Here is a 24,571-nt window from a genome sequence, read left to right as displayed (position 1 = left end):
TTTGATTGCCGCGTGCCACTGGTCCGCGCTGAGCCCGATTCTACAGGCTGCGATGGTCGCGGGCGGCGCCGGCGCTCCCTGCCGCTGCCACTCCCTTGCTGCGTTTCCTCCTATTGACTTTGAAGGATACGCCTCCTACTATCGTCTCACCTATTTATCATGATAAATAGTATAAAAGGCTGGAGGATGTTCGCGCACCGGATGCGGGCGGCTACCAGTCATCCTGGGTGGCTATCCCCATCGAGAGGAGTGAGACATGAATCGTCGTAACCTGTTGAAGCTGGCGGCGCTGTCCGCCGTCCCTGCCGCGCTCGTGCAGGCCCGCTCCGCGCTGGCGGCCGCCGGCGATGCGATCGAACTTGGCTGTCCGGTGCCGATGTCGGGCCCCTTCGCCGCCAACGGCAAGTTTGCCGACCTGGGCATGAAGCTGGTGCTCGAGCAGTACGACAAGGTGCTGGGCAAGAGCCTGCGCTACAGCGTGCTCGATACGGAAGGCAAGCCGGCCACTGCCGTGCGCAAGATGCAGGAACTGGCGCAGAAAAACGCGGCCCGCTACTTCGCCGGCGGCATCCTGTCTTCGGAGTCGCTTGCCATGGGCAAGGAAGCGGAAAAGTTCGGCGGCGTTTTCGTCACCACCGCGGGCGCCGACGAGATCACCGGCAAGGACTGCAACCGCGCCACCTTCCGCTGGTCGGTGCCCACCTTCGGCGCCATCGAGCGCACCGTGCGGCCGTTGATCGACACCATGCCCAAGGCCAGGCGCTGGTACACCATCACGCCCCAGTATGTGTTCGGCGAGGGCCTGCTATCCGCGGCCAAGAGCGTCTTCAAGGAGAAGGGCATCGAGCACGTGGGCAACAGCTATCACGGGCTCAACGAGAAGGAGTTCAGCGGCTATCTGACCAATGCGCTGGCGGCCAAGCCGGATGTGCTGCTGATCCTGAACTTCGGCCAGCAGTCGTCCGACACGCTGCGCCAGGCGGCGAGCTTCGGCATGAAGAAGGACACCACGATCCTGGTGGCATGGGCGTCGGGGCTGGAGCAGTTCGAATCGCTGGGCGCGGAGTTGTGCGAAGGCGTGTACTTCGGCGCGCAATACTGGCACGGCGCCGATTCGCCGCTGAATCGCGAGCTGGTCAAGCGGGCGAACGCGCGCTTCAAGAGCAATCCGAACTACAGCCTGGCGGGTTCCTATATCTGCACCAAGATCATGCTGGACGGCATGCTCAAGGCGGGCACCACCGATCCCAAGGCGGTGGTGGCGGCCATCGAGGGCATGAAGTACGACGGCCTGACCGGACCGGAAGAGGTGCGCGCGGCCGATCACCAGGTCATCAAGGACTACTACCTGCTCAAGGGCAAGGCAAAGAGCCGCATGAAGGACAAGGACGACTATGCCGAGGTGATCAGCGCCGGCAAGTCCTTCCTGCCCGTCGACAAGACCCTGTGCAAGATGGCCTGACCAGCCGCCAGGAACCCGCAGGCCGCGCGCCCCGGCAACGGGGCGTGCCAGGCCCGTCCTTCCCGTCCAAGCTTCCCGCTCGAGCCTATGAACGTCTACCTGCTGCAGGTGGTCAACGGCGTCGGCATCGGCATGCTCTACTTCCTGCTGGCAGTGGGTTTGTCGATCATCTTCGGCCTGTTGCGCTTCGTCAATTTTGCCCACGGCGCCTTCTATGCCCTGGGCGCCTACCTGTGCTTCCAGGCCTTGCAGCTTGGCCTGAATTTCTGGGTCGCGCTGGTCGCCGCGCCGCTGCTGGTCGGCGCGTTCGCCTGGTTGACCGAGAAGCTCATGCTGCGCCACGTCTATGCGCTTGCACATGAGTTCCATATCCTGGTGACGGTCGGCCTGGCGATGGTCGCGCAGGAGCTGATCATCACCGGCTGGGGTCCGCTCGGGGTCAACGTGGCGCCGCCCGAGTCGCTCCAGGGCGTGGTGATGTGGGGCAGCTTCGTCTATCCGAAGTACCGCCTGTTCGTGATCGGTTTCACCGCGCTGCTGGCAGTGGGCCTGTGGTGGCTGCTCGAAGGCACGCGCCTGGGCAGCGCCGTGCGCGCGGGCAGCGAATCGACCGAGATGGTGTCGCTGCTCGGCATCAATATCTTCCGCCTGTTCAGCCTGATGTTCGCGCTGGGAGCGGCCACCGCGGCCATTGCCGGCGTGCTGGCGGCGCCGATCCGCGGGGCCGAGCCGTTCATGGGCGTGGAGGCGCTGGGCGTGGCGTTCGTGGTGGTGGTGGTGGGCGGGCTGGGCAGTTTCACCGGGGCGCTGGTGGGCGGCGTGCTGGTTGGTGTGGTGCAAAGCCTGATGAGCACGCTGTGGCCGGAAGGCGCGTGGCTGATGATCTATGTGGCCATGGCCGCGGTGTTGCTGCTGCGTCCGCATGGCTTGCTGGGGAGGGGATGATGGAGATGCTCAAACGCTATCGCTTCTGGCTGCTGGCGCTGGGCGTGACCCTGGTGTTGCCGCTGACGATGCGCTCCGGCACGCTGGCCACCGAAGTGCTGGTCTATGCCATGGCGGTGATGGCCTGCAACCTGCTGCTGGGCTACACCGGCCTGCTGTCCTTCGGCCAGGGCATCTTCTTCGGCCTGGGCAGCTATGGGCTGGGCATCTCGCTGACGCGGCTGGCGTTGCCGCTGCCGCTGGGGCTGGGCCTTGCCATCGTCCTGGGCGCGGCGGCGGCGGCGCTGGTCGGATGGTTTGCCATTCGCCAGCGCGGCACGTACTTCGTGATGCTGACGCTGGCGTTCGCGCAGATGTTCTACTTCCTTGCCTATACGACGCCGGAGCTGACCGGCGGCGACAACGGCTTGCTGGATATCCCGCGCCCGCCGCTCTCGCTGTTCGGCGGCAGCCTGGCGTCCCTGGCCGGACCGTGGCAGTTCTACGCGTTTGTCGCGGTGCTGTTCCTGCTGGTGTTCTTCCTGGTGCTGCGCGTGACGGAGTCCGTGTTTGGCCGCACGCTGCTCGCGATCCGCAACAACGAGGAGCGCGCGCAGGCGGTCGGCTACAACGTCAGGCATTTCAAGCTGCTGGCCTTCGTGCTCTCCGGCGCGATCACCGGACTGGCCGGCGCGCTCCACGCCATGCTGATGGGCATCGCGCCGCTGACCAATATCGACTACCACACCAGCGAGATGATCCTGATCATGACGGTGATCGGCGGCACCGGAAACGCCTTTGCTTCGGTCCTGGGCGCGGCCTTCTATGTGCTGCTGTCGGACTGGCTGTCGACCCTGTGGCCGCGCTGGCTGATGCTGCTCGGCTTCCTGCTGATCGCGGTCAGCCTGTTTATTCCGCGCGGGCTGTGGGGCTTGGGCGAGATGCTGTGGCGCAAGGCGGGCCGGGCCCCGGCGCAGCCGCTCGGACAGGAGGAGCAAGCATGACAACGGCGATTCTGGAAGCGCGCGGGATTACCAAGGCGTACGGCAAGTTCAATGCGCTGGGTGGTGTCGACCTGCGGGTGATGCCCGGGACCGTGCATTCGGTGATCGGGCCCAACGGCGCGGGCAAGACCACGCTGTTCCACATGCTGACCGGCACCGGCACGGTGACCGCGGGCACCATCCTGTTCGACGGCAGGGACGTGACGCACGAGCCTGACCATCAACGCGTGCAGCGGGGCATTGCCCGTTCATTCCAGGTCACCAGCCTGTTCACGCATCTTCCGGTGCGCGAGAACCTGCGGCTGGCGGCGCTCGGCACCAGCCCGCTCCGCGCCATGGATTGCTGGCGGCGGCCGGGCGGCCAACTGGCCTGCGCGGACACCGTGGACGGCGTGCTGCAACGGCTCGAGCTGACCCGTGTCGCCAACGCGGAAGCCGGCACGCTGTCGCACGGCCAGCAGCGGCGGCTGGAAGTGGGCATGGCGCTGGCCGCCAGGCCGCGCGCCATTTTTCTCGACGAGCCCACGTCCGGCATGGGCATCGATGACCTGGCCGCCATGAAGCACCTCATTCGCGGCTTGAGCGCGGATCACACCGTGGTGCTGATCGAACACAATATGGATATCGTCATGGATATCTCCGACACGGTGACCGTGATGCAGCAGGGCAAGGTATTGATGGAAGGCCCGCCCGATGCGGTGCGCAACGATCCGCGCGTGCGCGCCGCCTACCTCGGCAACATGATTACCGGAGGCCGCAAATGACGATGATGCTGGAGGTCCAGGACGTGCATGGCTACTACGACAAGAGCCACGTGCTGCAAGGCGTATCGCTGGCGGTGGGCGCTGGCGAACTGGTCACGCTGCTGGGCCGCAACGGCGCCGGCAAATCCACCACCCTGAAGGCCATCGCGGGCGTGGTGCGCCCGCGCGGCGGACGCGTGCTGTTCCAGGGCCGCGACATCGCCGGGATGATGCCGCACCGGATCGCGGCGGACGGCCTTTGCCTGGTGCCAGAGCACCGCGGCATCTTCCGCCTGCTGACCGTGGAAGAGAACCTCAAGCTCGGCGCGCGCAAGGCGTCTCCCTGGCAACTGGATGACATCTACCGCATCTTCCCGCGCCTGCGCGAGCGGCGCCGCAACGGCGGCGCGCAACTGTCCGGCGGCGAGCAGCAGATGCTCGCGATCGGCCGCGCGCTGATGAATCATCCGCGCCTGCTGATGCTCGACGAGCCGGTGGAAGGCCTGGCGCCGGTCATCGTCGAGGAGATCGTGGCGCAGCTCAAGATGATCAAAGCCGCCGGCGTATCGATCCTGCTGGTGGAGCAGAACCTGGAGGTCTGCATGCAGCTGGCCGACCGGCATTTCGTCCTGGAGCAAGGGACGGTGGTCTACAGCGGCAGCAACGCCGCGTTCCGGGACGACGAGGCCGTCAAGGACCGTTATCTGGGCGTGGGCCTGGCGGCCTGAGCGGCCGCTTATTCGCAGGTATTCACAAGCATTCACAAGCAATCACAATTGCAAGCAGCGAGAGGAGGCACCATGTTGACGCAGCACGACGCCACGCTGGCCGGCCTTCGCATCGACGGCGCGCGCCTATGGGACTCACTGATGCGCCTGGCCGCGATCGGGGCGACGCCGAAAGGCGGCGTATGCCGGCTGGCCCTGACCGGGCAGGACCGCCTGGGCCGGGATTTCTTCGTGGCGCAAGCCAGGGCCGCCGGCTGCGAAGTGCGGGTCGACGCGGTGGGCAACCTGTTCGCGCGCCGGGCGGGCAGGAACGACGGCCTGCCGCCGGTGATGACCGGCAGCCACATCGATACCCAGCCCACCGGCGGCAGGTTCGATGGCAACTATGGCGTGCTGGCGGGGCTGGAAGTGCTGCGCGCGCTCAACGATGCCGGCGTGCAAACCGAGCGTCCGCTCGAAGTGGCGGTGTGGACCAATGAAGAGGGCTCGCGCTTCGTGCCGGTCATGATGGGCTCCGGCGCCTTCGTGGGCGAGTTCGCGCTGGACCATGTGCTGGGCCAGCGCGATCGCGATGGCATTTCCGTGAGGCAGGCGCTGGCGGCGATCGGCTATGCCGGTAGCGAGGCGGTCGGCGGCCGTCCGGTGGCCGCGTATTTCGAGGCGCATATCGAGCAGGGCCCGGTGTTGGAGGCCAGCGATGTGCCGATCGGGGTCGTCACCGGCGCGCTGGGGCAGCGCTGGTACGACGTGGTGGTCACCGGGATGGAGGCGCACGCCGGCCCCACGCCCATGGCCATGCGCCGGGACGCCATGCTGGTGAGCGCGGAACTGGTCGGCATGGTCAACCGCATCGCAATGGAGCGGCAGCCCCACGGACGCGCGACGGTAGGCTGCATGGAAGTGCATCCGAACTCCCGCAATGTCATTCCCGGACGCATTGCCATGACGGTGGACCTGCGCTCGGACACCGACGCCGCGCTGTCGGGCATGGACCGTGCTTTCCGTGAGGGCGCCGCGCAGCTGGCCGCGCGTACCGGGCTGAGCATCCAGATCGAACAGGTGGTCTACTTTCCGCCGCAGCCTTTCGATGCGCGGATGGTCGCATCGGTGCGCGCCGCCGCGCGGCGGCTGGACTTGCCGGAGATGGACGTCATCAGCGGCGCCGGCCACGATGCCGTCTATCTCGCGCGCGTGGCGCCGGCCGCCATGATCTTCGTGCCCTGCAAGGACGGCATCAGCCATAACGAGATCGAAGACGCCAGGCCCGAGCACCTGGAGGCAGGCTGCAACGTCCTGCTGCAAGTGATGCTCGAAGCCGCGAACCTGCCATGAGGAAGCCCATGAAGATCCTGATCGCACGCCTGAACCACGAAACCAATACCTTCTCGCCGGTGGCGACGCCGCTGCCGTCCTTCCACCCAAGCTACGGCGAAGACGCCTACCAGGCCAGCAAGGGCACGCGCACGGCCATCGGCGCCTTTATCGATCTGGCTGAAGCGGCGGGCGCCGAACTCGTGGTGCCGGTCGCCGCCAGCGCCAACCCGAGCGGGCGCGTCGCGGCCGCTGCCTATACGGCGCTCTGCGACGCCATCGTCAACGCCGCCCCCGGCTGCGATGCGGTGATGCTGGACCTGCACGGCGCCATGGTGGCAGAGAACAGCGACGACGGCGAGGGCGACCTGCTCGCGCGTGTGCGCACGGTGCTGCCCGAGGCCCCGATTGCCATCGCACTGGACCTGCACGGCAACGTCACGCCGGCGATGATGGCGCACGCGGATATTGCCGTGAGCTTCAAGACGTATCCGCACGTCGACATGTACGAGACCGGCGAGCATGCCGGCCGCCTGCTGATGCGCATGCTGCAGCAGGGCATGCGGCCGGCGCTCGCGTGGCGGCGCTTGCCGCTGGTGACGCACACGCTGCGCAGCAACACCGGCGAGGGCGCCATGCAGCGCGCGGTGGCGGCAGCGCGGCAGGCGGAGGCCGCTGGCATGCTGGCGGTGTCGGTGCTGGCCGGCTTCGGGCTGGCGGATATCGCGGCGCCTTGCATCAGCGTGCTGGTGGTGGCCGATGGCGACGCTGCGGCGGCGCAGGCGGCAGCCGACCAACTCGCGGCGCAGATCTGGGACGAGCGCGCGGGCTTTGTCTATGACAGCGAGCCGCTGGCGGAGTCGATCGCACGCGCCGCGCAGCTGGCGGCCGGCGATGGCGAGGGGCCGGTGCTGTTGCTCGACCACGGCGACAACTGCATGTCCGGCGGCACCTGCGACGATATGGCGGTCCTGCAGGAAGCGCTGCGCCAGGGGTTGTCCGGCATTGCCGCCGGGCCGGTATGCGACCCGCGGGCGGTGGCGGCGCTGGTCGCCGCCGGCGTGGGCGCCAGCGTCTCGCTGCCGGTGGGCAACAAGGTGCCGCTGACCCAGCTCGGCATCTTTCCGGTGCCGCCGACGCTGAGCGGCCGGGTCGCCGCCATCAGCGACGGCGAGTACGTGATCAGCGGTCCCACCTACACGGGCCAGCGCATCCGCATGGGCCGCACCGTGCTGCTCGATATCGGTGCGGCGCAGGTCGTGATCACCGAGACGCCGCAGGAGCACTGGGACCTGGGCATCTTTACCCATATCGGCGTGGATCCGCTGGCGCAGCGCTTCCTGCTGCTGAAGTCGCGCATGTACTGCCGGCCGGTGTTCGTGCCGATCGCGAAGGCGGTGGTCGAGTGCGACGGCGGCGGGGTGACGAGTTCGCGCTACGCGCAGTTCCCGTTTCAGCGCTTGGCGCGGCCGGTGTATCCGCTGGATGCGGAGACTGGGCTGGAGGCGCCCGCGGCGGTGTGAGGGTTGCTTTGCGGCGACGCCTTCGGGCGCGCCGCGAATCTCGCCGTTTGTTCTATTTTCCGCTCTGGCCGAGCCCCAGCCGCGCCATCGCCTCCTTGGCTTCGACCACCATCTGCGCCACTTCGGCAACGGTCACGCGCAGTTTGGTGGCGCGTGCCCGCATGTGCTCGTAGGCTTCGGTCTCGCTGCCGCATTCCTGCTGCATCAGCAGGCGGATCGCCTTTTCGATCTGCCGGCGCGACTTGATGGTGTCTTCCAGCTTGTGGATCTTGTTGTGCTGGCGCGCCTGGAAGTCGCGCGCGGAGCGGGCCAGCACCAGGGTGCTGAGAATGCCGGACGAACGAAATGGCCGGGTGATCACGCCATGCGCATGCGTGCCCAGCAGCAGCTTGAGCATGGCGGGGCTCTCGTAGTCGGACAGGGCGATCATGGTGGCGTTGCTTTCGCTGGAGCACCAGGCGCCGCCGGACTGCAGCGCCTGGGTGACCTGGAAGAACACCACATCGGCATCGCCGGGCGGGGTGGCGGGCAGCGGCCACAGCAGGCGTAGCCGGCAGCCGATGCGCCTGAGCTGCTCGGCCAGGATGTCGCGGTCTTCGCCAGGCGGATAGATCACCACCACGCTGATGCTGCGCAGGTCTTCGTAGAGGCGGCGGATACTTGAGTCCACGGCCTCACTCCAGCCAGAAGTCGGCAAAGCCGTAGGTCGACAGGTAAGGGTCCGGCTTGACCGGTTCCTTGCCCTGCCACACCACGTCGAAGCGGCCGTCGGCGCGGCAGATGCCGATGCGCGGCGTCAGCACGCAGTGATTGTTCTCTCGATCCACGCTGAGCGATCCCTCGGGAGATTCAAAACGGACATTATGCGCGGCCTGCACCAGCTTGCGGGTATCGAGGCTGCCGCAGCGCTCCAGGGCGCGGGCGAAGAGATGTACCTGGTTGTAGGCGGCCTCGCTCCACATGCTGGTGGGACGGTCGCCGAAGCGCTGGCGCCAGCGCGCGATGAAGTGCCGGTTGCTGTCGTTGTCGAGGGTGTCGAAGTAAGTGGCCGAGGTGATATGCCCATGGCACAGTTCGGGGCCGATCAGCCGGATCTCCTCCTCGGCCATGGTGAGGCTGGCGATGGGCATTCGCTGCGGGTCCAGGCCGTGCTCGCGGTAGAGCCGGTAGAAGCGGCGCGCGGCATCGCCGATCAGCGTGGAGAAGACCACGTCGGGCTCGATCCGCGCGATATCGCGTACCACCGCGTCCAGTTGCGCCTCGCCGGCATCGCTGGGCAGGTAGACCTCGTCGAGAATCTCGCCGCCGTGCTGCTCCACCATCTCGCGCATGATGCGGTTGGTTTCGCGCGGGTAGACGTAGTCGGCGCCTACCAGGTAAAACGCGGAGCAATCGTGCTGCAGCAGGTAGGCCGCCAGTTGCATGCTGTTCTGGTTGGGCACGGCCGCGGTGTAGATGACGTTGGGCGAGTATTCGAAGCCTTCATAGATCGAGCAGTACCAAAGCAGCGCGTTGGTGCGTTCCACCACCGGCAGCACCGCTTTGCGCGACGACGAGGTGGAGCAGGCGAAGATCACGTTGAGATCGTCTTCCAGCAACATGCGGGCGGCCAGGCGGCGGTACTCCTCCGGATCGCCCTTGGGGTCGTAGACCAGCGGATCGAGCGGGCGGCCCAGCACGCCGCCGAGTGCGTTGATCTCCTCGATGGCCAGCGCGGTGCCGAAGAAGTGCTCGGTCTCGGTGACCGCGGTGAATCCGCTGCGGGAATACAGTACGCCGATGCGCCAGCCTTGGGCGGTGCTGTCTCTGGCGGGTGTGGCGTGGTTGTCGCTCATGGTGTCGGCTCGCTGAAGATGGTGGATCGCAGCAACGTTGGCGCGGGCAGATCATGCGTGACGCAGCAATGCGTTCTCGACGAAGGCAGCGCTCGCCAGGGTGCGCGCATCGTCGCCGCGGCGGCCGATCACCTGGATGCCGAGCGGCGCGCCGTGGTCGCCGTGCAGGCCCGGCACGCTTACGCACGGCGTGCCCAGCAAGGTCCAGTTGCGGTTGAAGGCCGGATCGCCGGTGGTGGCCAGTCCCTCGGGTGCCTCATCCGGCGCGCTGGGCGTGAGCAGCGCATCGATACCGCCAAACCAGTCGTTGCACTGGCCGCGGGCGGCTTCGGCCTGCGCGCAGGCGGCCAGGTAGGTGCCGGTATCGATTGCGCCGGCGCGCGCCAGGAAGTCGCGCAGCTTCGATGTTAGCTGATCGCGATGGCGATCGTATTCGTAGCCCAGGGTGCGGCTGGACTCATATCCCTGGATGGTGGCGTGGGCGTCGGCAAGCGCCGCCATCCACGGCGCGAAGCGCAGCGGGCGCACGATGCCGCCGGCGCGCTCGATGGCGCGTATTGCGCTGGCCAGTGCCCGCGCGGCGTTGGCAGATGGCGCGCCCCAGGGATAACTGTCGGGCACGCCGAAGACCGGCGCGCCCGGCAACGGCGACGGCACCGCCAGCCGCTGCCCTGACAAGGCCTGCGCCAGGTAGGCAGCGTCGCGCACGCCGGCCGCGAACAGGCCCACGGTGTCGAACGACCAGGAGAAGCATTTGATGCCGGCGGTAGGCAGCATGCCGAAGCTCGGTTTGTAGCCGGCGATGCCGCAGAACGCGGCGGGCCGGATGGTGGAGCCGCCGGTCTGCGTGCCCAGCGCGAACGGCGCGAAGCCGGCCGCCACCGCCGCGGCCGAGCCCGAGGACGACCCGCCCGCGGTGCGCGCCGGCGCACTGGGGTTGCGTGTGGGCACGGCGGCCATATAGGCAAACTCGCAGGTCACGGTCTTGCCGGCCAGCGCGGCGCCCTGGCGCCGCAGCAGCGTAGCCACCGCGGCGTCCGCCGCCGGGCGGTGGCCCTGGTAGATGGCCGAGCCATAGGCGGTGGGCAGATCGCGTGTATCGATGATGTCCTTGAGCAGTACCGGCAAGCCGCCCAGGGGACCATGCGCGGCGTCGGAAGCGGCCAGCAGGCTGGCCTCGTCCGTTACGGCGGTGAGCGCGTTCAATTGCGGGTCGAGCGCGTGCATGCGCGCCAGGCATTCGCGCAGGTAGTGGCGGCGCGCCTGCTCGTTGCCTTCCAGCTGGCGCAGCAGGGTGAGCGCGGAGATGGGCTGGTAGAGCGCGGTCATGCGTGGTCCGCCTGCAGGCCAAGGCGTATCCCATCGGGGATGCTGGCGGGAATGTCGCCGGGATTGCCGCTGGGAATCGAGGGGTTCGAGGGAATCGTCATGCTCATACTCTCAGGTGATCGAAGATGACGCCGGCGGCGCCCGCGGATTTTGCATTGCCCCGGTCGATGATCTCGCCTTGCTTGAGTACCAGGTAGCGGTCGGCCACCTGCAAGGCGAACGGCACGTTCTGCTCGACGATCAGCATGGTGGTGCCATGGCGCTGCCTTTCCCATAGCAAGGCCTGGGCCAGGCGCTCGATGACCGAGGGCTGGAGGCCCTCCGTGATTTCGTCGAGCAGGATGATGGCGGGCCGCATCATCAGGGCCCGCGCCACCAGCAGCATCTTCTGCTCGCCGCCCGAGAGCGTGCCGGCGGGCTGGCGCAAGCGGTTGGCGAACACCGGGAAAACGGGCTCGATCTCGGCGAAGCGCGCCGCGAACAGCGCTTCCCGCGCCAGCCCCAGGCGCAGGTTGTCGCGCACGCTGAGGTCCTGGAACAGCGCATGCTCCTGTGCCGCGTAGGCAATGCCGCAGCGCGCGATGCGGTAAGGGGGCAGGTTGGTGACCGGGTGGCCTTGCACGTGCACGCTGCCATCCAGCTGCGGCAGGTAGCCCATGATGGTCTTGAGCAGCGTGGTTTTGCCCATGCCGTTCTTGCCAAGCAGGGCCACGGCCTCTCCTGGCGCGATCGAGAGCGAGAGCTCGCGCAGCACCACGGCGTTCCGGTAGCCGCTGGTGACGGCCTGCAGTTCGAGAGCGGGTTGGATCATGCTGCCTCCCCCTCGCCGCGGCCTGCGTGATCGGCGGCGTGCGCGCTGCCGGCGTAGATGGTCTTGACCAGCGCGGAGTTGACCACTTCGTCGAAGCTGCCCTGCATCACGATGCTGCCCTGATGCAGCACCACGATGCGCGTGGCGATCTCCTGCACGAAGTCCAGGTCGTGCTCCACCAGCAGGCAGCATAGCCGGTAGCGATGGGCCAGCGCTGCCAGCGCCAGGCCGATGCGGCTGCGTTCGGTCTTGGTGAGACCCGCGGTGGGTTCGTCGAGCAGCACGATGCGCGGCTCCAGTGCCAGCACCATGGCCAGTTCCAGCGCCTGTTGTTCGCCGTGCGAGAGATCGTGCGCGACCGTGTCGAGCTTGGCGTCGAGCCCGGTGGTGCGCACCACGTCGAGTGCATAGGGCGGCAGCGTCAGCACCGGCGAGGCGCGCAGCCAGGAGGGACGCTGCGCGATGGTGCCGGCAATGCGCAGGCACTCGGCCACGGTCAGGGTTTCGAACACATTGGCGTTCTGGAACTTGCGCCCGAGGCCGAAGCGCACGCAGTGCTCGGGCGGCAGCTGGCGGATGTCGTGCCCGCACAGCCGCACCTGGCCGGCGGAGCGTTCGGTTCCGTCGCTCAGGCAGCGCATGAGCGTGGTCTTGCCGGCGCCGTTGGGGCCGATCAGCCCGACCAGTTCCCCGGCACGGGCTTGCAGCTCGATGCCCTGCAGCACCTTGAGGCTGCCGAAGTGCTTGGCTACGCCGCGCATGCGCAGGGCCGGCTCGCCGGTGTCGGCGGCGGTGGCCGGCGCAGGCACGGCGCGCTCCGCCAAAGCCGGCGGCACAGCGGTGCGCCGCCCCAGTCCGAACGGCGCCAGCAGAAGCGGCACCAGTCCGCGCGGCAGCAGTACGATCACCAGCACGAAGGCAGCGCCGAGGATCAGCTGCCAGGCGAACGGCATGCTGCTGCTCAGGTAGGCGGTGGCCACATTGATCAGCACTGCGCCGATCACCGGCCCCCACAGCGTGCCGCGCCCGCCAAGCGCCACCCAGATGATGAGCTCGGTGCCGAGCACGAAGCCGCCCAGCTCCGGCGCCACCACGCCGCTGAAGGCGCCATAGCCGAAACCCGCTGCGCCGGCAACGGCGGCGGTGGCCACCAGCAGCGCGATCTTGACCCAGGCGGTGCGAATGCCCAGGTAGTTGCAGCGCGCTTCGTTGTCGCGAATGGCGGTGAGCACGCGGCCGCCGTCACTGCGTACCGCCACCCAGGCCAGCAGCGTCACCGCTGCCAGCGCCGCGCCGGCGATCCAGTACCACGCCTCCAGCGAGAGGTCGAAGGTTTCGTAGCCGGTCAGGCCGGAACTGGAGCCGGTCCAGGTGCCGGCCGACAGCAGCGACTGGGTCAGCACGATCGGGAGCACGAGCGAGATCACCGTGGCGAAAAACGGCGAGGCGCCGTGGTAGAACGACAACCAGCCTGCCAGGGCCGCCACGGCGGCCGCCGCGGCAACCGCCAGCGCCAGCGCCAGCAGCGCGTTGGCGGCGGAGAAACCGGCGTGGGTAAACACCAGGCCGGCGGCATAGGCGCCGATGCCGAAGAATGCCGATTGCCCGAACGTGAGATAGCCGGTGTAGCCCCACAGCACGTCGACTGTGACCGCCACCATGGCAAAGAAGAAGGCCTTGATCAGGATGTTGAGCAGATAAGCGTCGAACACCCAGGGGCCAGCCACCAGCAGGACCGCGCCGGCCAGCCCGAGTGCGGCTGCGCCGCGTGCGCTGGTGCGGCGCCGGCGAGGCGCCATGGCCGTGTCGAGGCCGGCGGGAGGAGCATGTGTATCAGCCATGGGCGAATCCCCGGGGGCGAATGCGCAGTGTGAGCGCGGCCAGGACGGCAATGGTCAGGCCGCCCAGTACCGGGTTGAGATAGGTGCTGACCAGCACCTGGCAGGCGCCGAATACCACGCAGGTCAACAGCAGGCTGAGCATGGAGTGGCCGGACACCATCACCAGCATGAAGGCGCTGACCAGCCACGGCAGACCCATGGCGGGATCGACGCTGGACAGCGGCGTGATCAGCGCGCCGGCCAGCGCGCCCAGCCCGGCCCCCAGGCTGAAGGTGATGAAGCGCACCCTGCCCGAATGGATGCCGAGCCCGCGCGCGAGATCCTCGTTCATGATCACCGCGCGCGTCTTCACGCCGAAACGGGTACCGCTGAGCAGGCCGCTCATGGCCGCGCACAGCGCCAGCGCCACCGGTATCAGCAGCAAGCGGTAGGCCGAATAGCTGGTGCCGGCGATAGCGAGCGCGCCTTGCACCGGGGGCTCCACGAACTGGACCTCGCGGCCGAACGCCATCACGATGAGTTGCCCGATCACGATGCCCAGGCCCCAGGTGGCCAGGATGGCATCGAGCGGGCGCTTGTAGAGCGGACGCACGATCGCGCTTTCCACCAGCATGCCCACCACGACGCCAGCCAGCATGGCCAGCGGGAGGCCCAGCAGGGGCGGCAGCTTGAGCTGCGTGACGACGAAGCTGGCGTAGGCACCCAGCGTCAGCAGCGCGCCGTGGGCGAAGTTCACGATCTTCATCACCCCGAAGATCATCATCAGCCCGGCGGTGACGATGAACAGCACCGCCGCGGTGGTCAGTATGTCCAACAGCAACACCATAGGTTCTCTCCACTCCAGTGGCTGCACGCGTGGCCGGCTCGCCGCGGGCGGGCGGCCACGCCGGATGCTTGCTTACTTCAGGTTAGGACATTGCGGGCCTGGATCGACACTGGGGAAGGTTTCCAGGATCTTGATGGAACCGTCTGCCTGCACCTGGCCAAGCCGCATCGACAGCGGGGTGTGCCGGCTCTTGTTCATTTGCACCGTGCCGCGCGGCCCGTTGAACGAGACCTGGCTCAGCGCGGCCACCACCTTGCCGGGATCGGTGGAGCCCGCTTTTTCAACGGCGGCCTTGTAGAGGTAGAAGGCTTCGTATTGCGGCTCCGACAGCTCGTTGGGGGTCTTCATCTGGTTGCCGAACTTCTTGCTCAGCGCGTCCATGAATTTCCTGTTCTCGGGCGTGTCGATACCGGTCAGGTAGGAGGCCGACAGATAGATGCCGGTGGCCACGTCGGCCATGGTCCTGGCGGTGCCTTCGTCGATGGCCAGGTTGGCATAGGGCAACGTCATGCCGGCGCCCTTCAGCTGCTTGGCCAGCGACACATTGGGGGCGCCGCCGGCGGTGGCGCTGATCAGCGCGTCGGCGCCGGCGCCGCGGATCTTGGACAGGATCGGCGTCCAGTCGGCGCCGTCGATCGGCAGGTACTCCTCCCCCACTACCTTGCCGCCTTGCTGCTGGATGTACTTGCGGGTGAATTCCAGCATGCCGCGCCCGAAGGCGTAGTCGTTGCCTACCAGGAAGAAGTTCTTGGTGCCCTTTTGCCGGGTGAAGTAGTCCACCACCGGCGCCACCTGCTGCTCCGGCACCCAGCCGTTCACGTGCATCCACGGGCTGCACGAGCGTCCTTCGTAGAACGAGGTGTAGATGTAGGGCACGCGGCCGCGCGCCACGATCGGCAGGCCGGCATTGCGGGCGGCGCTGGTCTCCATGGCCAGGATGGCGTCGACCTTCTTCTGGAATACCAGCGAATCGTAGGCCTTCTGCGCACCCACCGCGCCCGAGGCATCGTCGGCGATCTCGAGCTGCAGCTGCCGGCCGAGAATGCCGCCGGCGGCATTGATCTCGTCGACCGCGAGTTGCGACGACTGCACTACCGCCGGCGCGATGACGCTGTTGGCGCCGGACAGGCCCACCGGCACGCCGATCTTGATCGGGCCGGCGGCGGATACGGCGGTGGCGCACAGCGCGCCGCAGGCGGCGATAGCGCCTGCGATCAGGCGGAGGGAGCGTGGATGCATGTTGTTCTCCTGGGGGCTGGTGGTAATGACGGTGGCTATGGCGATGTCAGGGCAATCGGGTCGCGGCAAGTTGCGGGGTGCGGGCAAGGCGCTAGTGGCGCGGCAGCGGCCAGCCGGTCCCGAGCATGGGGTCGTAGAGGTCGTCGCGCCGGTCGCGCAACACATGGTTGAAGGCGTTCAGGTGGCGCGCATGGCGCGACTGGCGCAGATTGATGCGGGCATAGAGGATTTCCTCCTCGCTGGCGCTTGCCGGGCCTGCCAGCGGCCAGCCCTCGGCGCTGACGATCAGGCTGCGTCCGATGAAGGCCTGGCCGCGCTCCGTGCCGACGCGGTCGGCGCAGACGATGTTCACGCCGTTGCTGTGCGCGCCCGCCATGGCCAGTACATTGGCCATGGCGGTCTGCTGCTGCGCCTGGCCCGGCATCGGCACCCAGTTGGTCGGCATGCAGACGATGTCGGCACCTTGCATTGCCAGCAGCCGGTACACCTCGGGAAACCAGCCGTCGTAGCAGATCGCCACAGCCAGGCGGCCGATGCGCGTATCGAAAATCGGCAGGCCGAGGTTGCCCGACTCGAAGAACAGGTGCTCGTCGCCCCACAGGTGCAGCTTGCGGTAGCTGCCCAGGTAGCCGTCGGGCCCGGCCACCAGCGCCGAGTTGTAGAGCCGGTTGCCATCGCGCTCGGCGATGCCGGCCACGATATGGATGCCCAGCCGCCGGGCGGCTTCGATCCAGCCGCTCGCGCAGGCGCCGCCGGGCAGTGGCTCGGCCAGCGCAAAGGCTTCGTCGCGGCTGTGGAAGACGTAGCCGCTATTCGCCAGTTCGGGCAAGACCACCAGGGCCGCGCCGGCCGCCGCCGCTTCTTCGATCATTTGCAGCGAGCGGGAGAGGTTGCCGGCGCTGTCGCCCACGCGCGGCTCCATCTGGATGCTTGCGACAATGGTGTCAGGGAAAGCACCGGCGTGGTGCAGGGCTTGCGATATCTCCATTACGTCTCCAAAAAACAAAAAGCCCCCGACCACGCTTGTCGCGTAAGTCGGGGGCTTTCATAGCCATCCAGTTTGAGCAGCAGTCCTGCTGCCGTGGTCATCGTGCCTGCCGTCATGGCTAGGCGACCACAGACAAAGGCTAGCGGCTGGCGTGGGGAGGTGTCAAGCGGTGTTCTTTGGTCGAGGGTTTTCCCTTGGGCGCCGCAAGCCAACCGGACCGTCCGTCATCGTCAGATGGCCAACGACCTGCGCGCGCCTTCCGAAGCCATGCGGGCGGCGACGACGGTGAGCAGCGCCATCAGCATCGCGCAGACCGCCGCGCGGCAGGCGGAACCCCGCCGCGCCAGCTCACGCGATATACGAAACCTCGGGCAGCGCGAACGTCTCGCGCACCAGCGCCGCGCGCCGGGTCACTTTCTCGCACGACAGTTCCAGGTGGTCGCGCAGCAGGTCGGCAGCCTTGCGCGGTGCGCCGTCGGCGGCGGCCTGCAGTACGCCGATATGCTCGGATATGAACGGGTCGGCCTCCGGCATCGGCGTCGACACGCCCAGCACATGCTTGCTCAGCGTGAGGATGCAGCGCGTGCGCTGCAGGCTGCCCAGCAATTCCTTGTTGGGGCATTGCGAGAGCAGGCGCACGTGCAGGTCGTGTTCCAGCTGGTCCATGGCGGTGCGGCTGACCTTGGGGTAGACGCGCTGCGCCTTGTGCAGGTCGGCGATCATGGCTTCGATCTCCGCCCTGCCGGCATGGCCGATGGCCGCGCGCAGCGCTGCCGGCTCCACCAGCGAGCGCAGTTCGTAGAGATCGTGGATGCGCTGCGCGTCCAGCGGGGTGATGACCCAGCGCAGGCGTTCGTCCTTCTCCAGGATGCCCAGGCTTTCCAGGCGCAGCAGCACGTCGCGCACCACGGTTCGCCCCACATTGAAGTGCCGGGCGAGTTCGACTTCATTGACGCGGTAGCGGCCGAACACCGATAGGTGCACCAGGTCGCGCTCCACTTCGTCGTAGATCACTTCCCAGCCCAGGGTCTTGCGCGCGACGTCGGGCGCGCTTTCCACGCCGAGCATGGCGGGGGCCAGCGGGATGCGCATGGGCGCGGTGCCGGCGGGACCGGCCACGAAGCCGCGGCCTTCGAAACGGCTGACCAGCCCGTCGGCTTCCAGCTCGCGCAGGGCCTGGCGCACGGGCGAGCGCGTGGAGCGCAGGATCTCGGCCAGATGCCCTTCGAGCAGTACCGTGCCCTGCGCAAGCGAGCCTTCCACGATGGCCTTGCGCAGCAGTTCGATCATGACGGCGTAGATCGGCGCATGCCGATGCGCTTCGTCGGCTTCCTGCGCGGCTGGGAAGGGGGCGGCGCGCTTGTCTTGTCGCGCGGCCGTCGGTGAACTCGGCACGTTGTCTCCGGAACGGTTGGCTGGTGGGGTGGGATCGGCGCGGCCATCAGGCCGGCGCCGCTCGTCTATCCATAAGTATCGGCGATCTGCCCTGGCACGCGGTATCGGGTGATGCATGGGGCGGATGATACACGGGTATCTCCTTATGTTGACCATTGTCGGCAATAGTCATATATTTCGGTCCATGCCGGATCGCCAGCGCGCGCCCGGACTTGCGAATACGAGAGACAGGGCGCCGGCCAGCGTGGCGTCATAAACAAAAGAGCGCATCCCCGATGGACTACCAGTTCGATTTCAGCTTCCTGTCCGCCAACTGGCGCGACCTGCTCGATGGGGCCTGGCTGACCGTGCGCATGTCGGCGGCCACCATCGTGCTGGGCTTTGTGCTGGGGACGGCGCTCGCCGTGGTGCGCACGCAGGGGCCGGCCTGGGCCCGGCGCTGCGTCACGGCTTATGTGGATGTGATTCGCAACACGCCGCTGGTGATCCAGGCCTTCTGGCTGTTCTTCGGGCTGGCGGCGGTGCATGTGCGGGTGCCGGCCATGGCGGCGGCGGTGGTGGCGCTGGTGGTCAATGTGTCCGCCTACACCACGGAGATCGTGCGCGCGGGGATCGAGTCGGTGCCGCGCGGACAGCTGGAGGCGGCATCCTGCCTGGGGCTGTCGCGCTGGCAGATGCTGCGCCTGGTGGTATTGCCGCAGGCGGTGGAGCGCATGTATCCGGCGCTGATCAGCCAGTTCGTGCTGATGATGCTGGCCACTTCCATCATGTCGCAGATCTCGGCGGAAGAACTCACGGCGGTGGGTTACCGCATCCAGTCCGAGACCTTTCGCGGCTTCGAGATCTACATCGTCATCGCGCTGGTCTACCTGGTGCTGTCCTGGCTGCTGCGGTTGTCGATGGCGGGCGTGGGCGCCCTGGCCTTCACGCGCCGCCGGCGCTTGAAGACCCCTCTCTGATTCTTCCAACGTGCTGTTTTCGACGCGGAGCCAAGCATCATGTCCAGCCTTTCCTTGGATCAAGTCCTGTTCATCCTGCGCGGCGCGGGCTGGACGCTGCTGCTGTCGGCCATGGGCTTTCTCGGCGGCGCGCTGGTGGGATTGCCGCTGGCCCTGGCGCGCAGCCGCGGCGCCCGCGTGCTGCGCACGGCGACCGGCGTGTTCGTGCAGCTGGTGCAGGGCGTGCCGCTGCCGGTGATCATGTTCGTGGTGTACTTCGGCATCAGCGTGGGCGGCTTCGACCTGCCCGCGCTGGTGGCCGCCGGCATCGCCATGACGGCGTATGCCAGCGCCTACCTGGCCGAGATCTGGAAAGGCTGCATCCAGGCCGTGCCCCGCACGCAGTGGGAGGCGGCCGAATGCCTGGCCCTGACCCCGCTGCAGCGCGTGGTGCACGTGATCCTGCCGCAAGCCGCGCGCATCGCGGTGGCGCCGACGGTGAGCTTCCTGGTGCAGATCGTGAAGAACTCCTCGTACGCGGTGGTGATCGGCTTCTTCGACCTGACCTATTCGGCGCGGGTGGTGAACAACTCCACCTTCGAGCCCTTCGTGGTGTTCTCGATCGCCGCCTTGCTCTATTTCGCCATCTGCTATCCGCTGTCGACGCTGTCGTACCGGCTGGAGCGGCGTTTCAAGCGGGTTTGAACTCGCGAGAGCCAAAAGAAACATGGAGACAAGCATGGAAGACATCGTCCGCTTCGACAAGGTCAGCAAATCCTTCGGGCAGGTGGAGATCCTCAAGGGCGTGAGCTTCTCGGTGCGCGCCGGCGAGGTGGTGGCGCTGATCGGCCGCAGCGGCTCGGGCAAGAGCACGGCCCTGCGCTGCATCAATGGGCTGGAGCGCGTCAGCGGCGGCGCGCTGCACGTATGCGGGCGCGCCATGCACGACGGCAACGTGGCGCTGGGCGAGCTGCGCAAGGAAGTGGGCATCGTCTTCCAGAGCTACAACCTGTTCCCGCACCTGACCGTGGAAGAGAACGTCATGCTGGCGCCGCGCAAGGTCAAGCGCGCCGGCAGGCAGGAGGCACGCGAGCTGGCCATGCATGTGCTCAGGCAGGTGGGCATGGAAGAACGGGCCACCTATTACCCGGAGCAGTTGTCCGGCGGCCAGCAGCAACGCGTGGCGATTGCCCGCTCGCTGGCCATGCAGCCGCGCCTGATGCTGTTCGACGAGGTGACTTCGGCGCTGGACCCGGAGCTGACCGGCGAGGTGCTCAGGGTGATCGAGCGCCTGGCCGATGACGGCATGACCATGGTGCTGGTCACCCACGAGATGGCCTTCGCGCGTTCGGTGGCGGACCAGATCATGTTCATGCACCAGGGCATCGTCTGGGAAGGCGGCAGCGGCAAGCTGCTGGATGCGCCGGCCACGCCCGAGCTGAAGCAGTTTGTCGGCAACGGCCTTTGACCCCCGGAAGCCTTCGCCTCGCAACATACCAACAAGGAGACATCGACATGAACCTCAACCGCCGCGTCCTCGGCTCGCTCGCCGCCCTGCTGCTCGTGGGCCTCTCGGCCAGCGCCTGGTCCGACACGCTCGACACCATCAAGCAGCGCAAGAAGATCCTGGTTGCCGTGGATATCGGCGCCCCGCCCTACGGCATGCTCGATGGCCAGGCCAGGCAGAGCGGTTCCGATGTGGACACCGCGCGGCTGCTGGCCAAGGACCTGGGCGTGGCACTGGAGATCGTGCCGGTGACCGGGCCCAACCGCGTGCCCTACCTGTTGACCAGGAAGGCCGACGTGGTGCTGGCTTCCTTCTCCGTGACGGACGAGCGCAAGAAGGTGATCGATTTCTCCGAGCCCTACGGCGTGGTGCCGGTGGTGGTGGGCGGACCGGCGCAAGCGAAGCTGAAGGCCTTTCCCGACCTGTCCGGCAAGACCATCGCCGTCACGCGCGGCACCACCGCGGACCAGGAACTCAGCCGCGGCGCCAAGGAAGTGCCAGGCGTGAACATCGTGCGCTACGAGGACGACGCCACCACCAACACCGCGGTCTCCACCGGCCAGCAGGATTATCTCGCCGCCGCCGTCAGCGTGATTCCGGTGGTGAAGAAGAGCAATCCGTCGCGCGACCTGGAAATCAAGTTCGTGATGAAGGCTTATCCGTACGCCATCGGCCTGCGCAAGGGCGATACGGCGCTGAAGAACTGGCTCGACGGCTGGGTCAGCACCAACCTGAAGAACGGCAGGATCAACGGCATCTACAAGCAGTATTTCGGCATGGCCCTGCCTGACGAGATGATCAAGTAACCACGGCGCAGATCGCCGCGCCGCCATTCACACCGCGAGTATCCATCCCATGAGCACAGACACCCTAGCCGCCGCCCCAGCGCACGCCCCGCGTACGTCGCGCACCATCCGGCTGCACGCCGATGACGATGTGGTCATCGCCCGCGACCAGATGGTGGCCGGCACGCCCGTCGCCGAGGAGGGGGTGACCGTGATCGGCCTGATTCCGCCCGGCCACAAGATTGCCACCCGCGCGATTGCGCAGGGCGAGGCGGTACGGCGCTACGGCCAGATCATCGGCTTTGCCAGCCAGGACATCCGCGCCGGGCAGCATGTGCATACGCACAACCTGGCGATGGGCGATTTCACGCGCGACTATGCCTACAGCGCCGAGACCCGCGCGGTGCAGGCGGAGGCCGAGCCGGCCACCTTCGACGGCATCGTGCGCGCCGATGGCAGCGTGGCCACCCGCAACTACATCGGCATCCTGACTTCCGTGAACTGCTCGGCGACGGTGGCGCGCGCCATTGCCGACCATTTTCGCCGCGACATCCACCCGCAAGCGCTGGCGGCCTATCCCAATGTGGACGGCGTGGTGGCGCTCACGCACGGCGTGGGCTGCGCGGTCGATCCGCAGGGCGAAGGGCTGGCCGTGCTGCAGCGGACCCTGGGCGGCTATGCCTGCCATCCCAACTTCGCCAGCGTGCTGGTGATCGGGCTGGGCTGCGAGACCAACCAGATTTCCGCGCTGCTGGCCACGCAGGGGCTCACCCACAGCGAGCGGCTGCAGACCTTCACCATCCAGGACACGGGGGGGACCACCAGGACGATTGCCCACGGCATCGAACTGATCAAGGCCATGCTGCCGCAGGCCAATGCGGTGCCGCGCCAGCCGGTGCCGGCGCGGCACCTGGTGGTGGGCCTGCAATGCGGGGGCTCGGATGGCTATTCCGGCATTTCGGCCAACCCGGTGCTGGGCGCGGCGGTGGACCTGCTGGTGCGCCACGGCGGCACCGCCATCCTGTCGGAAACGCCGGAGATCTATGGCGCCGAGCACCTGCTGACGCGCCGCGCGCAAACGCCGGAGATCGGGCGCAAGCTGGTGGCGCGCATCCGCTGGTGGGAGGCCTATTGCGAGCGCCACGGCGCCAGCATGGACAACAATCCCTCCGCCGGCAACAAGGCGGGCGGCCTGACGACCGTGCTGGAGAAATCGCTGGGAGGCATCGCCAAAGGCGGCTCCACCAATCTTGCCGAAGTGTACGAATACGCGCAGCCGGTGCGTGCGCGCGGCCTGGTCTTCATGGATACGCCGGGCTACGACCCGATCTCCGCCACCGGCCAGGTGGCGGGCGGCGCCAACCTGATCTGCTTCACCACGGGGCGCGGCTCGGCGTATGGCTGCGCGCCCTCGCCCTCGGTCAAGCTCGCCACCAACACCGCGCTGTGGCAGCGTCAGTCGGACGACATGGACCTCAACTGCGGCACGGTGCTGGATGGCAGCGCCACCATCGCGCAACTGGGTGCCGAGTTGTTCCAGCTGATGCTGGACACGGCGTCCGGCAAGCGTTCCCGCAGCGAGCTGCATGGCTATGGGCAGAGCGAATTCGTGCCCTGGCAGCTGGGGGCGATTACCTGAAGGGGAGGGTTGCCGGCCTGCTCAGGCCGTCTTGCGCCCGCCGCCTGCGCGGCGGGCGGTCTTCGAGGCCGGCTTGCCCGCGCCGGGCACCGGCTCATCCAGCGCATCGGCCGCCAGCAGCACGCCCGCGGACACGATGTATTCCGCCGCGCTTTCGATATCGCCCCGCAGCGCGGCCCTCGCCGCGCCACCATCCTTGCGCTTCAGCGCCGCGACCAGACGGGCGTGATGGTTGACGGCCACTTGCTCGCCCACGCGGCGCGAGCCGGAGCGCAGGTCGTGGTTCAGGATCGGGCCGATGCGCAGCCACAGCGCTTCGATCATCTGCAGCAGGATCGGCATGCCGGCGCCCTTGTAGACGGCGAAATGCAATTCCTTGTTGACGGCGATCAGCCGTGAGCAGTCCGGCTTCGGCCTGGCCATCTCTTCCGCGAAGCGCTCGTGCAGGGCGCCGATCTGCTGTATCGCGGCGTCGCCCAGGTGCCCGGCCGCCTGCTCCGTCGCCAGCCCCTCCAGGTTGATCCGGATGCTGGTGATCTCCCGGAACTGGCTCACGCTCATGATCGGCACGCGCAGGGCGCGGTTCGGCGTCAGCTCCAGCGCCTGTTCGGCCACCAGGCGGTGGACCGCTTCGCGCACCGGCATCACGCTCACGCCCAGGGCAGCGGCGGTGCTGCGCAGCGAGATCTGCTCGCCGGGCATCATGTGCCCGCTCATCAGCAGTTCTCTCAGTTGCACATAGACATCGCCGCTCAGGGTCTGGCGCTTTAACGGGGTGACAAGTTCGGGCAGGGACATGAATCGATCATAGCACATAGGGTATTCCCGATTTGCGATCTGTGATCACAGATATAGTATGGCTGCCGTGGATGCCGATCGGCGCATCCAAGGAGCTGACGACTATGTGGAATGACGAATCCCTGGCGGGCAAGCGGGTCCTGGTGACCGCGGGCGCCGACGGTATCGGGCTGGAAATCACGCGCGCCTTCGTGGAAGCCGGCGCGCGCGTGCTGGTGTGCGATGTGCAGGAGGCCGGCCTGGCGCGTCTGGCGGCTACGCTGCCCGCGGTGCACGGCTGCCGCGCCGATGTATCGAGCGAGGCCGACGTGGCGGCGCTGTTCGAGGCCGCCGACCGCACGCTCGGCGGCCTCGACGTGCTGGTGAACAATGCCGGCGTGGCGGGCCCCACCGGCGGGGTCGAGACCCTGGCCCTGGCCGACTGGGAGCGCACGCTGGCGGTCAATATCACCGGCCAGTTCCTGTGCGCCCGTCTCGCCGTGCCCCGGCTTCGCCGTGGCAGGCAGCCCGCCATCGTCAACCTGTCCTCCGCCGCCGGCCATCTGGGCATGCCCGGGCGCTCGGTCTACTCGGCCTCCAAATGGGCGGTGGTGGGCTTCACCAAATCACTGGCGCTGGAATTGGGCGCCGACGGCATCCGCGTCAATGCGGTACTGCCGGGCGCGGTCGACGGGCCGCGCATCCGCGCGGTGATCGCGGCAAAGGCCGAGGCGCTGGGCCAGCCGCTGGAAGACGTCACGCGCGCCTACACCGCGCAAGCCGCGCTGGGCCGCATGGTGACGGCGCGCGACATCGCCAACATGGTGCTGTTTGCCTGCAGCGGCCTGGCCGCCAATGTCACCGGCCAGGAACTGGTGGTCGATGGCCTCACGCAAGCGTTGAGCTGACGCCGCCCGCCGCCCGCCGCACCCGCACCGATCCTGCACCGACTAACCGATTTCATAC

The 24,571-nt window shown here is 67.6% G+C and carries 23 protein-coding genes; 13 read left to right on the top strand and 10 right to left on the bottom strand.

Annotated elements, in window-relative coordinates; all coding sequences use genetic code 11:
• The first annotated feature begins 256 nt into the window (after positions 1-256).
• The 7 genes from AC3FOF_RS29205 (at position 257) to AC3FOF_RS29175 (ending at position 7,695) form a co-directional block, all read left to right on the top strand.
• A complete protein-coding gene (locus tag AC3FOF_RS29205) occupies positions 257-1,462 on the top strand; it encodes an ABC transporter substrate-binding protein (protein WP_017226530.1) in 1,206 nt (401 codons plus the stop codon).
• Between the two features lie 87 nt (positions 1,463-1,549).
• Positions 1,550-2,407 (top strand): branched-chain amino acid ABC transporter permease, encoded by an 858-nt coding sequence (locus AC3FOF_RS29200; protein WP_017226531.1) that lies wholly within the window; start codon positions 1,550-1,552, stop codon positions 2,405-2,407.
• Complete coding sequence (locus tag AC3FOF_RS29195; protein WP_017226532.1) at positions 2,407-3,390, top strand: branched-chain amino acid ABC transporter permease; 984 nt, start codon at positions 2,407-2,409, stop codon at positions 3,388-3,390. The genes AC3FOF_RS29200 and AC3FOF_RS29195 overlap by 1 nt, the downstream gene beginning before the upstream one ends.
• The gene (locus AC3FOF_RS29190; protein ID WP_017226533.1) at positions 3,387-4,154 is read left to right on the top strand and encodes an ABC transporter ATP-binding protein; all 768 of its coding nucleotides are present in this window, start codon (positions 3,387-3,389) and stop codon (positions 4,152-4,154) included. The genes AC3FOF_RS29195 and AC3FOF_RS29190 overlap by 4 nt, the downstream gene beginning before the upstream one ends.
• 2 nt (positions 4,155-4,156) lie before the next feature.
• Entirely contained in the window at positions 4,157-4,861 is a 705-nt protein-coding gene (locus AC3FOF_RS29185; protein WP_035811111.1) for an ABC transporter ATP-binding protein, read from the top strand.
• A gap of 72 nt (positions 4,862-4,933) precedes the next feature.
• A complete protein-coding gene (locus tag AC3FOF_RS29180) occupies positions 4,934-6,193 on the top strand; it encodes a Zn-dependent hydrolase (RefSeq protein ID WP_488728552.1) in 1,260 nt (419 codons plus the stop codon).
• Between the two features lie 8 nt (positions 6,194-6,201).
• Positions 6,202-7,695 carry a M81 family metallopeptidase gene (locus tag AC3FOF_RS29175; protein ID WP_488728551.1) on the top strand — a complete coding sequence of 498 codons (1,494 nt, stop codon included), beginning with the start codon at positions 6,202-6,204 and terminating at the stop codon, positions 7,693-7,695.
• Positions 7,696-7,747: 52 nt separating this feature from the next.
• On the opposite strand, the gene AC3FOF_RS29170 is transcribed toward AC3FOF_RS29175, so the two are convergent.
• From AC3FOF_RS29170 to AC3FOF_RS29130, 9 genes are all read right to left on the bottom strand, one after another.
• On the bottom strand, positions 7,748-8,365 hold the full coding sequence (locus tag AC3FOF_RS29170) for an ANTAR domain-containing response regulator (protein ID WP_017225761.1): 618 nt from the start codon (positions 8,363-8,365) through the stop codon (positions 7,748-7,750).
• Between the two features lie 4 nt (positions 8,366-8,369).
• Positions 8,370-9,530: a transporter substrate-binding domain-containing protein gene (locus AC3FOF_RS29165; protein ID WP_276268449.1), complete on the bottom strand. Its 1,161-nt coding sequence runs from the start codon at positions 9,528-9,530 to the stop codon at positions 8,370-8,372.
• Positions 9,531-9,581: 51 nt separating this feature from the next.
• The gene (locus AC3FOF_RS29160) at positions 9,582-10,859 is read right to left on the bottom strand and encodes an amidase (protein WP_488728550.1); all 1,278 of its coding nucleotides are present in this window, start codon (positions 10,857-10,859) and stop codon (positions 9,582-9,584) included.
• Positions 10,860-10,962: 103 nt separating this feature from the next.
• Positions 10,963-11,670, bottom strand: coding sequence for a branched-chain amino acid ABC transporter ATP-binding protein (locus AC3FOF_RS29155; RefSeq protein WP_488728549.1), 708 nt, complete (start codon positions 11,668-11,670; stop codon positions 10,963-10,965).
• On the bottom strand, positions 11,667-13,469 hold the full coding sequence (locus AC3FOF_RS29150; protein WP_488728593.1) for an ABC transporter permease subunit: 1,803 nt from the start codon (positions 13,467-13,469) through the stop codon (positions 11,667-11,669). The genes AC3FOF_RS29155 and AC3FOF_RS29150 overlap by 4 nt, the downstream gene beginning before the upstream one ends.
• A gap of 34 nt (positions 13,470-13,503) precedes the next feature.
• Positions 13,504-14,337, bottom strand: coding sequence for a branched-chain amino acid ABC transporter permease (locus AC3FOF_RS29145; protein ID WP_488728548.1), 834 nt, complete (start codon positions 14,335-14,337; stop codon positions 13,504-13,506).
• A gap of 72 nt (positions 14,338-14,409) precedes the next feature.
• Positions 14,410-15,576 carry a substrate-binding protein gene (locus tag AC3FOF_RS29140; protein ID WP_488728547.1) on the bottom strand — a complete coding sequence of 389 codons (1,167 nt, stop codon included), beginning with the start codon at positions 15,574-15,576 and terminating at the stop codon, positions 14,410-14,412.
• A 91-nt stretch (positions 15,577-15,667) separates the two neighbouring features.
• Complete coding sequence (locus AC3FOF_RS29135) at positions 15,668-16,564, bottom strand: nitrilase family protein (RefSeq protein WP_276268445.1); 897 nt, start codon at positions 16,562-16,564, stop codon at positions 15,668-15,670.
• 348 nt (positions 16,565-16,912) lie between these two features.
• A complete protein-coding gene (locus AC3FOF_RS29130; RefSeq protein ID WP_276268444.1) occupies positions 16,913-17,959 on the bottom strand; it encodes a GntR family transcriptional regulator in 1,047 nt (348 codons plus the stop codon).
• A gap of 275 nt (positions 17,960-18,234) precedes the next feature.
• On the opposite strand from AC3FOF_RS29130, the gene AC3FOF_RS29125 reads away from it, so the two are divergent.
• The 5 genes from AC3FOF_RS29125 to AC3FOF_RS29105 are packed head-to-tail and all read left to right on the top strand — an operon-like array spanning position 18,235 to position 22,828.
• Positions 18,235-18,918: an amino acid ABC transporter permease gene (locus AC3FOF_RS29125; protein ID WP_017226443.1), complete on the top strand. Its 684-nt coding sequence runs from the start codon at positions 18,235-18,237 to the stop codon at positions 18,916-18,918.
• Positions 18,919-18,957: 39 nt separating this feature from the next.
• Complete coding sequence (locus AC3FOF_RS29120; RefSeq protein WP_017226444.1) at positions 18,958-19,602, top strand: amino acid ABC transporter permease; 645 nt, start codon at positions 18,958-18,960, stop codon at positions 19,600-19,602.
• A 34-nt stretch (positions 19,603-19,636) separates the two neighbouring features.
• Complete coding sequence (locus tag AC3FOF_RS29115; RefSeq protein WP_488728546.1) at positions 19,637-20,365, top strand: amino acid ABC transporter ATP-binding protein; 729 nt, start codon at positions 19,637-19,639, stop codon at positions 20,363-20,365.
• Positions 20,366-20,412: 47 nt separating this feature from the next.
• A complete protein-coding gene (locus tag AC3FOF_RS29110; protein WP_017226446.1) occupies positions 20,413-21,210 on the top strand; it encodes a transporter substrate-binding domain-containing protein in 798 nt (265 codons plus the stop codon).
• A gap of 49 nt (positions 21,211-21,259) precedes the next feature.
• Positions 21,260-22,828, top strand: a complete 1,569-nt coding sequence (locus tag AC3FOF_RS29105) for a UxaA family hydrolase (protein WP_488728545.1) — start codon at positions 21,260-21,262, stop codon at positions 22,826-22,828.
• A gap of 21 nt (positions 22,829-22,849) precedes the next feature.
• On the opposite strand, the gene AC3FOF_RS29100 is transcribed toward AC3FOF_RS29105, so the two are convergent.
• Positions 22,850-23,626 carry a GntR family transcriptional regulator gene (locus AC3FOF_RS29100; protein WP_035810965.1) on the bottom strand — a complete coding sequence of 259 codons (777 nt, stop codon included), beginning with the start codon at positions 23,624-23,626 and terminating at the stop codon, positions 22,850-22,852.
• 104 nt (positions 23,627-23,730) lie between these two features.
• Here AC3FOF_RS29100 and AC3FOF_RS29095 point away from each other — a divergent pair, with 104 nt between their 5' ends.
• Positions 23,731-24,513 (top strand): SDR family oxidoreductase, encoded by a 783-nt coding sequence (locus tag AC3FOF_RS29095; RefSeq protein WP_276268443.1) that lies wholly within the window; start codon positions 23,731-23,733, stop codon positions 24,511-24,513.
• The last annotated feature ends 58 nt before the right edge of the window (positions 24,514-24,571 follow it).

It is taken from the genome of Cupriavidus sp. 96C5-1, from assembly GCF_057798855.1.
This window is presented reverse-complemented; position numbering and strand designations above follow the sequence as displayed.

What these genes read in the sequence shown, in the direction of transcription:
- AC3FOF_RS29125 (WP_017226443.1), top strand. Translation starts at nt 18,235, where the DNA reads ATGGACTACCAGTTCGATTTCAGCTTCCTGTCCGCCAACTGGCGCGAC.
- AC3FOF_RS29160 (WP_488728550.1), bottom strand. Translation starts at nt 10,859, where the DNA reads ATGACCGCGCTCTACCAGCCCATCTCCGCGCTCACCCTGCTGCGCCAG.
- AC3FOF_RS29140 (WP_488728547.1), bottom strand. Translation starts at nt 15,576, where the DNA reads ATGCATCCACGCTCCCTCCGCCTGATCGCAGGCGCTATCGCCGCCTGC.
- AC3FOF_RS29095 (WP_276268443.1), top strand. Translation starts at nt 23,731, where the DNA reads ATGTGGAATGACGAATCCCTGGCGGGCAAGCGGGTCCTGGTGACCGCG.
- AC3FOF_RS29165 (WP_276268449.1), bottom strand. Translation starts at nt 9,530, where the DNA reads ATGAGCGACAACCACGCCACACCCGCCAGAGACAGCACCGCCCAAGGC.
- AC3FOF_RS29200 (WP_017226531.1), top strand. Translation starts at nt 1,550, where the DNA reads ATGAACGTCTACCTGCTGCAGGTGGTCAACGGCGTCGGCATCGGCATG.
- AC3FOF_RS29180 (WP_488728552.1), top strand. Translation starts at nt 4,934, where the DNA reads ATGTTGACGCAGCACGACGCCACGCTGGCCGGCCTTCGCATCGACGGC.
- AC3FOF_RS29155 (WP_488728549.1), bottom strand. Translation starts at nt 11,670, where the DNA reads ATGATCCAACCCGCTCTCGAACTGCAGGCCGTCACCAGCGGCTACCGG.
- AC3FOF_RS29150 (WP_488728593.1), bottom strand. Translation starts at nt 13,469, where the DNA reads ATGGCGCCTCGCCGGCGCCGCACCAGCGCACGCGGCGCAGCCGCACTC.
- AC3FOF_RS29110 (WP_017226446.1), top strand. Translation starts at nt 20,413, where the DNA reads ATGAACCTCAACCGCCGCGTCCTCGGCTCGCTCGCCGCCCTGCTGCTC.
- AC3FOF_RS29120 (WP_017226444.1), top strand. Translation starts at nt 18,958, where the DNA reads ATGTCCAGCCTTTCCTTGGATCAAGTCCTGTTCATCCTGCGCGGCGCG.
- AC3FOF_RS29190 (WP_017226533.1), top strand. Translation starts at nt 3,387, where the DNA reads ATGACAACGGCGATTCTGGAAGCGCGCGGGATTACCAAGGCGTACGGC.
- AC3FOF_RS29185 (WP_035811111.1), top strand. Translation starts at nt 4,157, where the DNA reads ATGATGCTGGAGGTCCAGGACGTGCATGGCTACTACGACAAGAGCCAC.
- AC3FOF_RS29115 (WP_488728546.1), top strand. Translation starts at nt 19,637, where the DNA reads ATGGAAGACATCGTCCGCTTCGACAAGGTCAGCAAATCCTTCGGGCAG.
- AC3FOF_RS29195 (WP_017226532.1), top strand. Translation starts at nt 2,407, where the DNA reads ATGGAGATGCTCAAACGCTATCGCTTCTGGCTGCTGGCGCTGGGCGTG.
- AC3FOF_RS29175 (WP_488728551.1), top strand. Translation starts at nt 6,202, where the DNA reads ATGAAGATCCTGATCGCACGCCTGAACCACGAAACCAATACCTTCTCG.
- AC3FOF_RS29100 (WP_035810965.1), bottom strand. Translation starts at nt 23,626, where the DNA reads ATGTCCCTGCCCGAACTTGTCACCCCGTTAAAGCGCCAGACCCTGAGC.
- AC3FOF_RS29135 (WP_276268445.1), bottom strand. Translation starts at nt 16,564, where the DNA reads ATGGAGATATCGCAAGCCCTGCACCACGCCGGTGCTTTCCCTGACACC.
- AC3FOF_RS29205 (WP_017226530.1), top strand. Translation starts at nt 257, where the DNA reads ATGAATCGTCGTAACCTGTTGAAGCTGGCGGCGCTGTCCGCCGTCCCT.
- AC3FOF_RS29145 (WP_488728548.1), bottom strand. Translation starts at nt 14,337, where the DNA reads ATGGTGTTGCTGTTGGACATACTGACCACCGCGGCGGTGCTGTTCATC.
- AC3FOF_RS29105 (WP_488728545.1), top strand. Translation starts at nt 21,260, where the DNA reads ATGAGCACAGACACCCTAGCCGCCGCCCCAGCGCACGCCCCGCGTACG.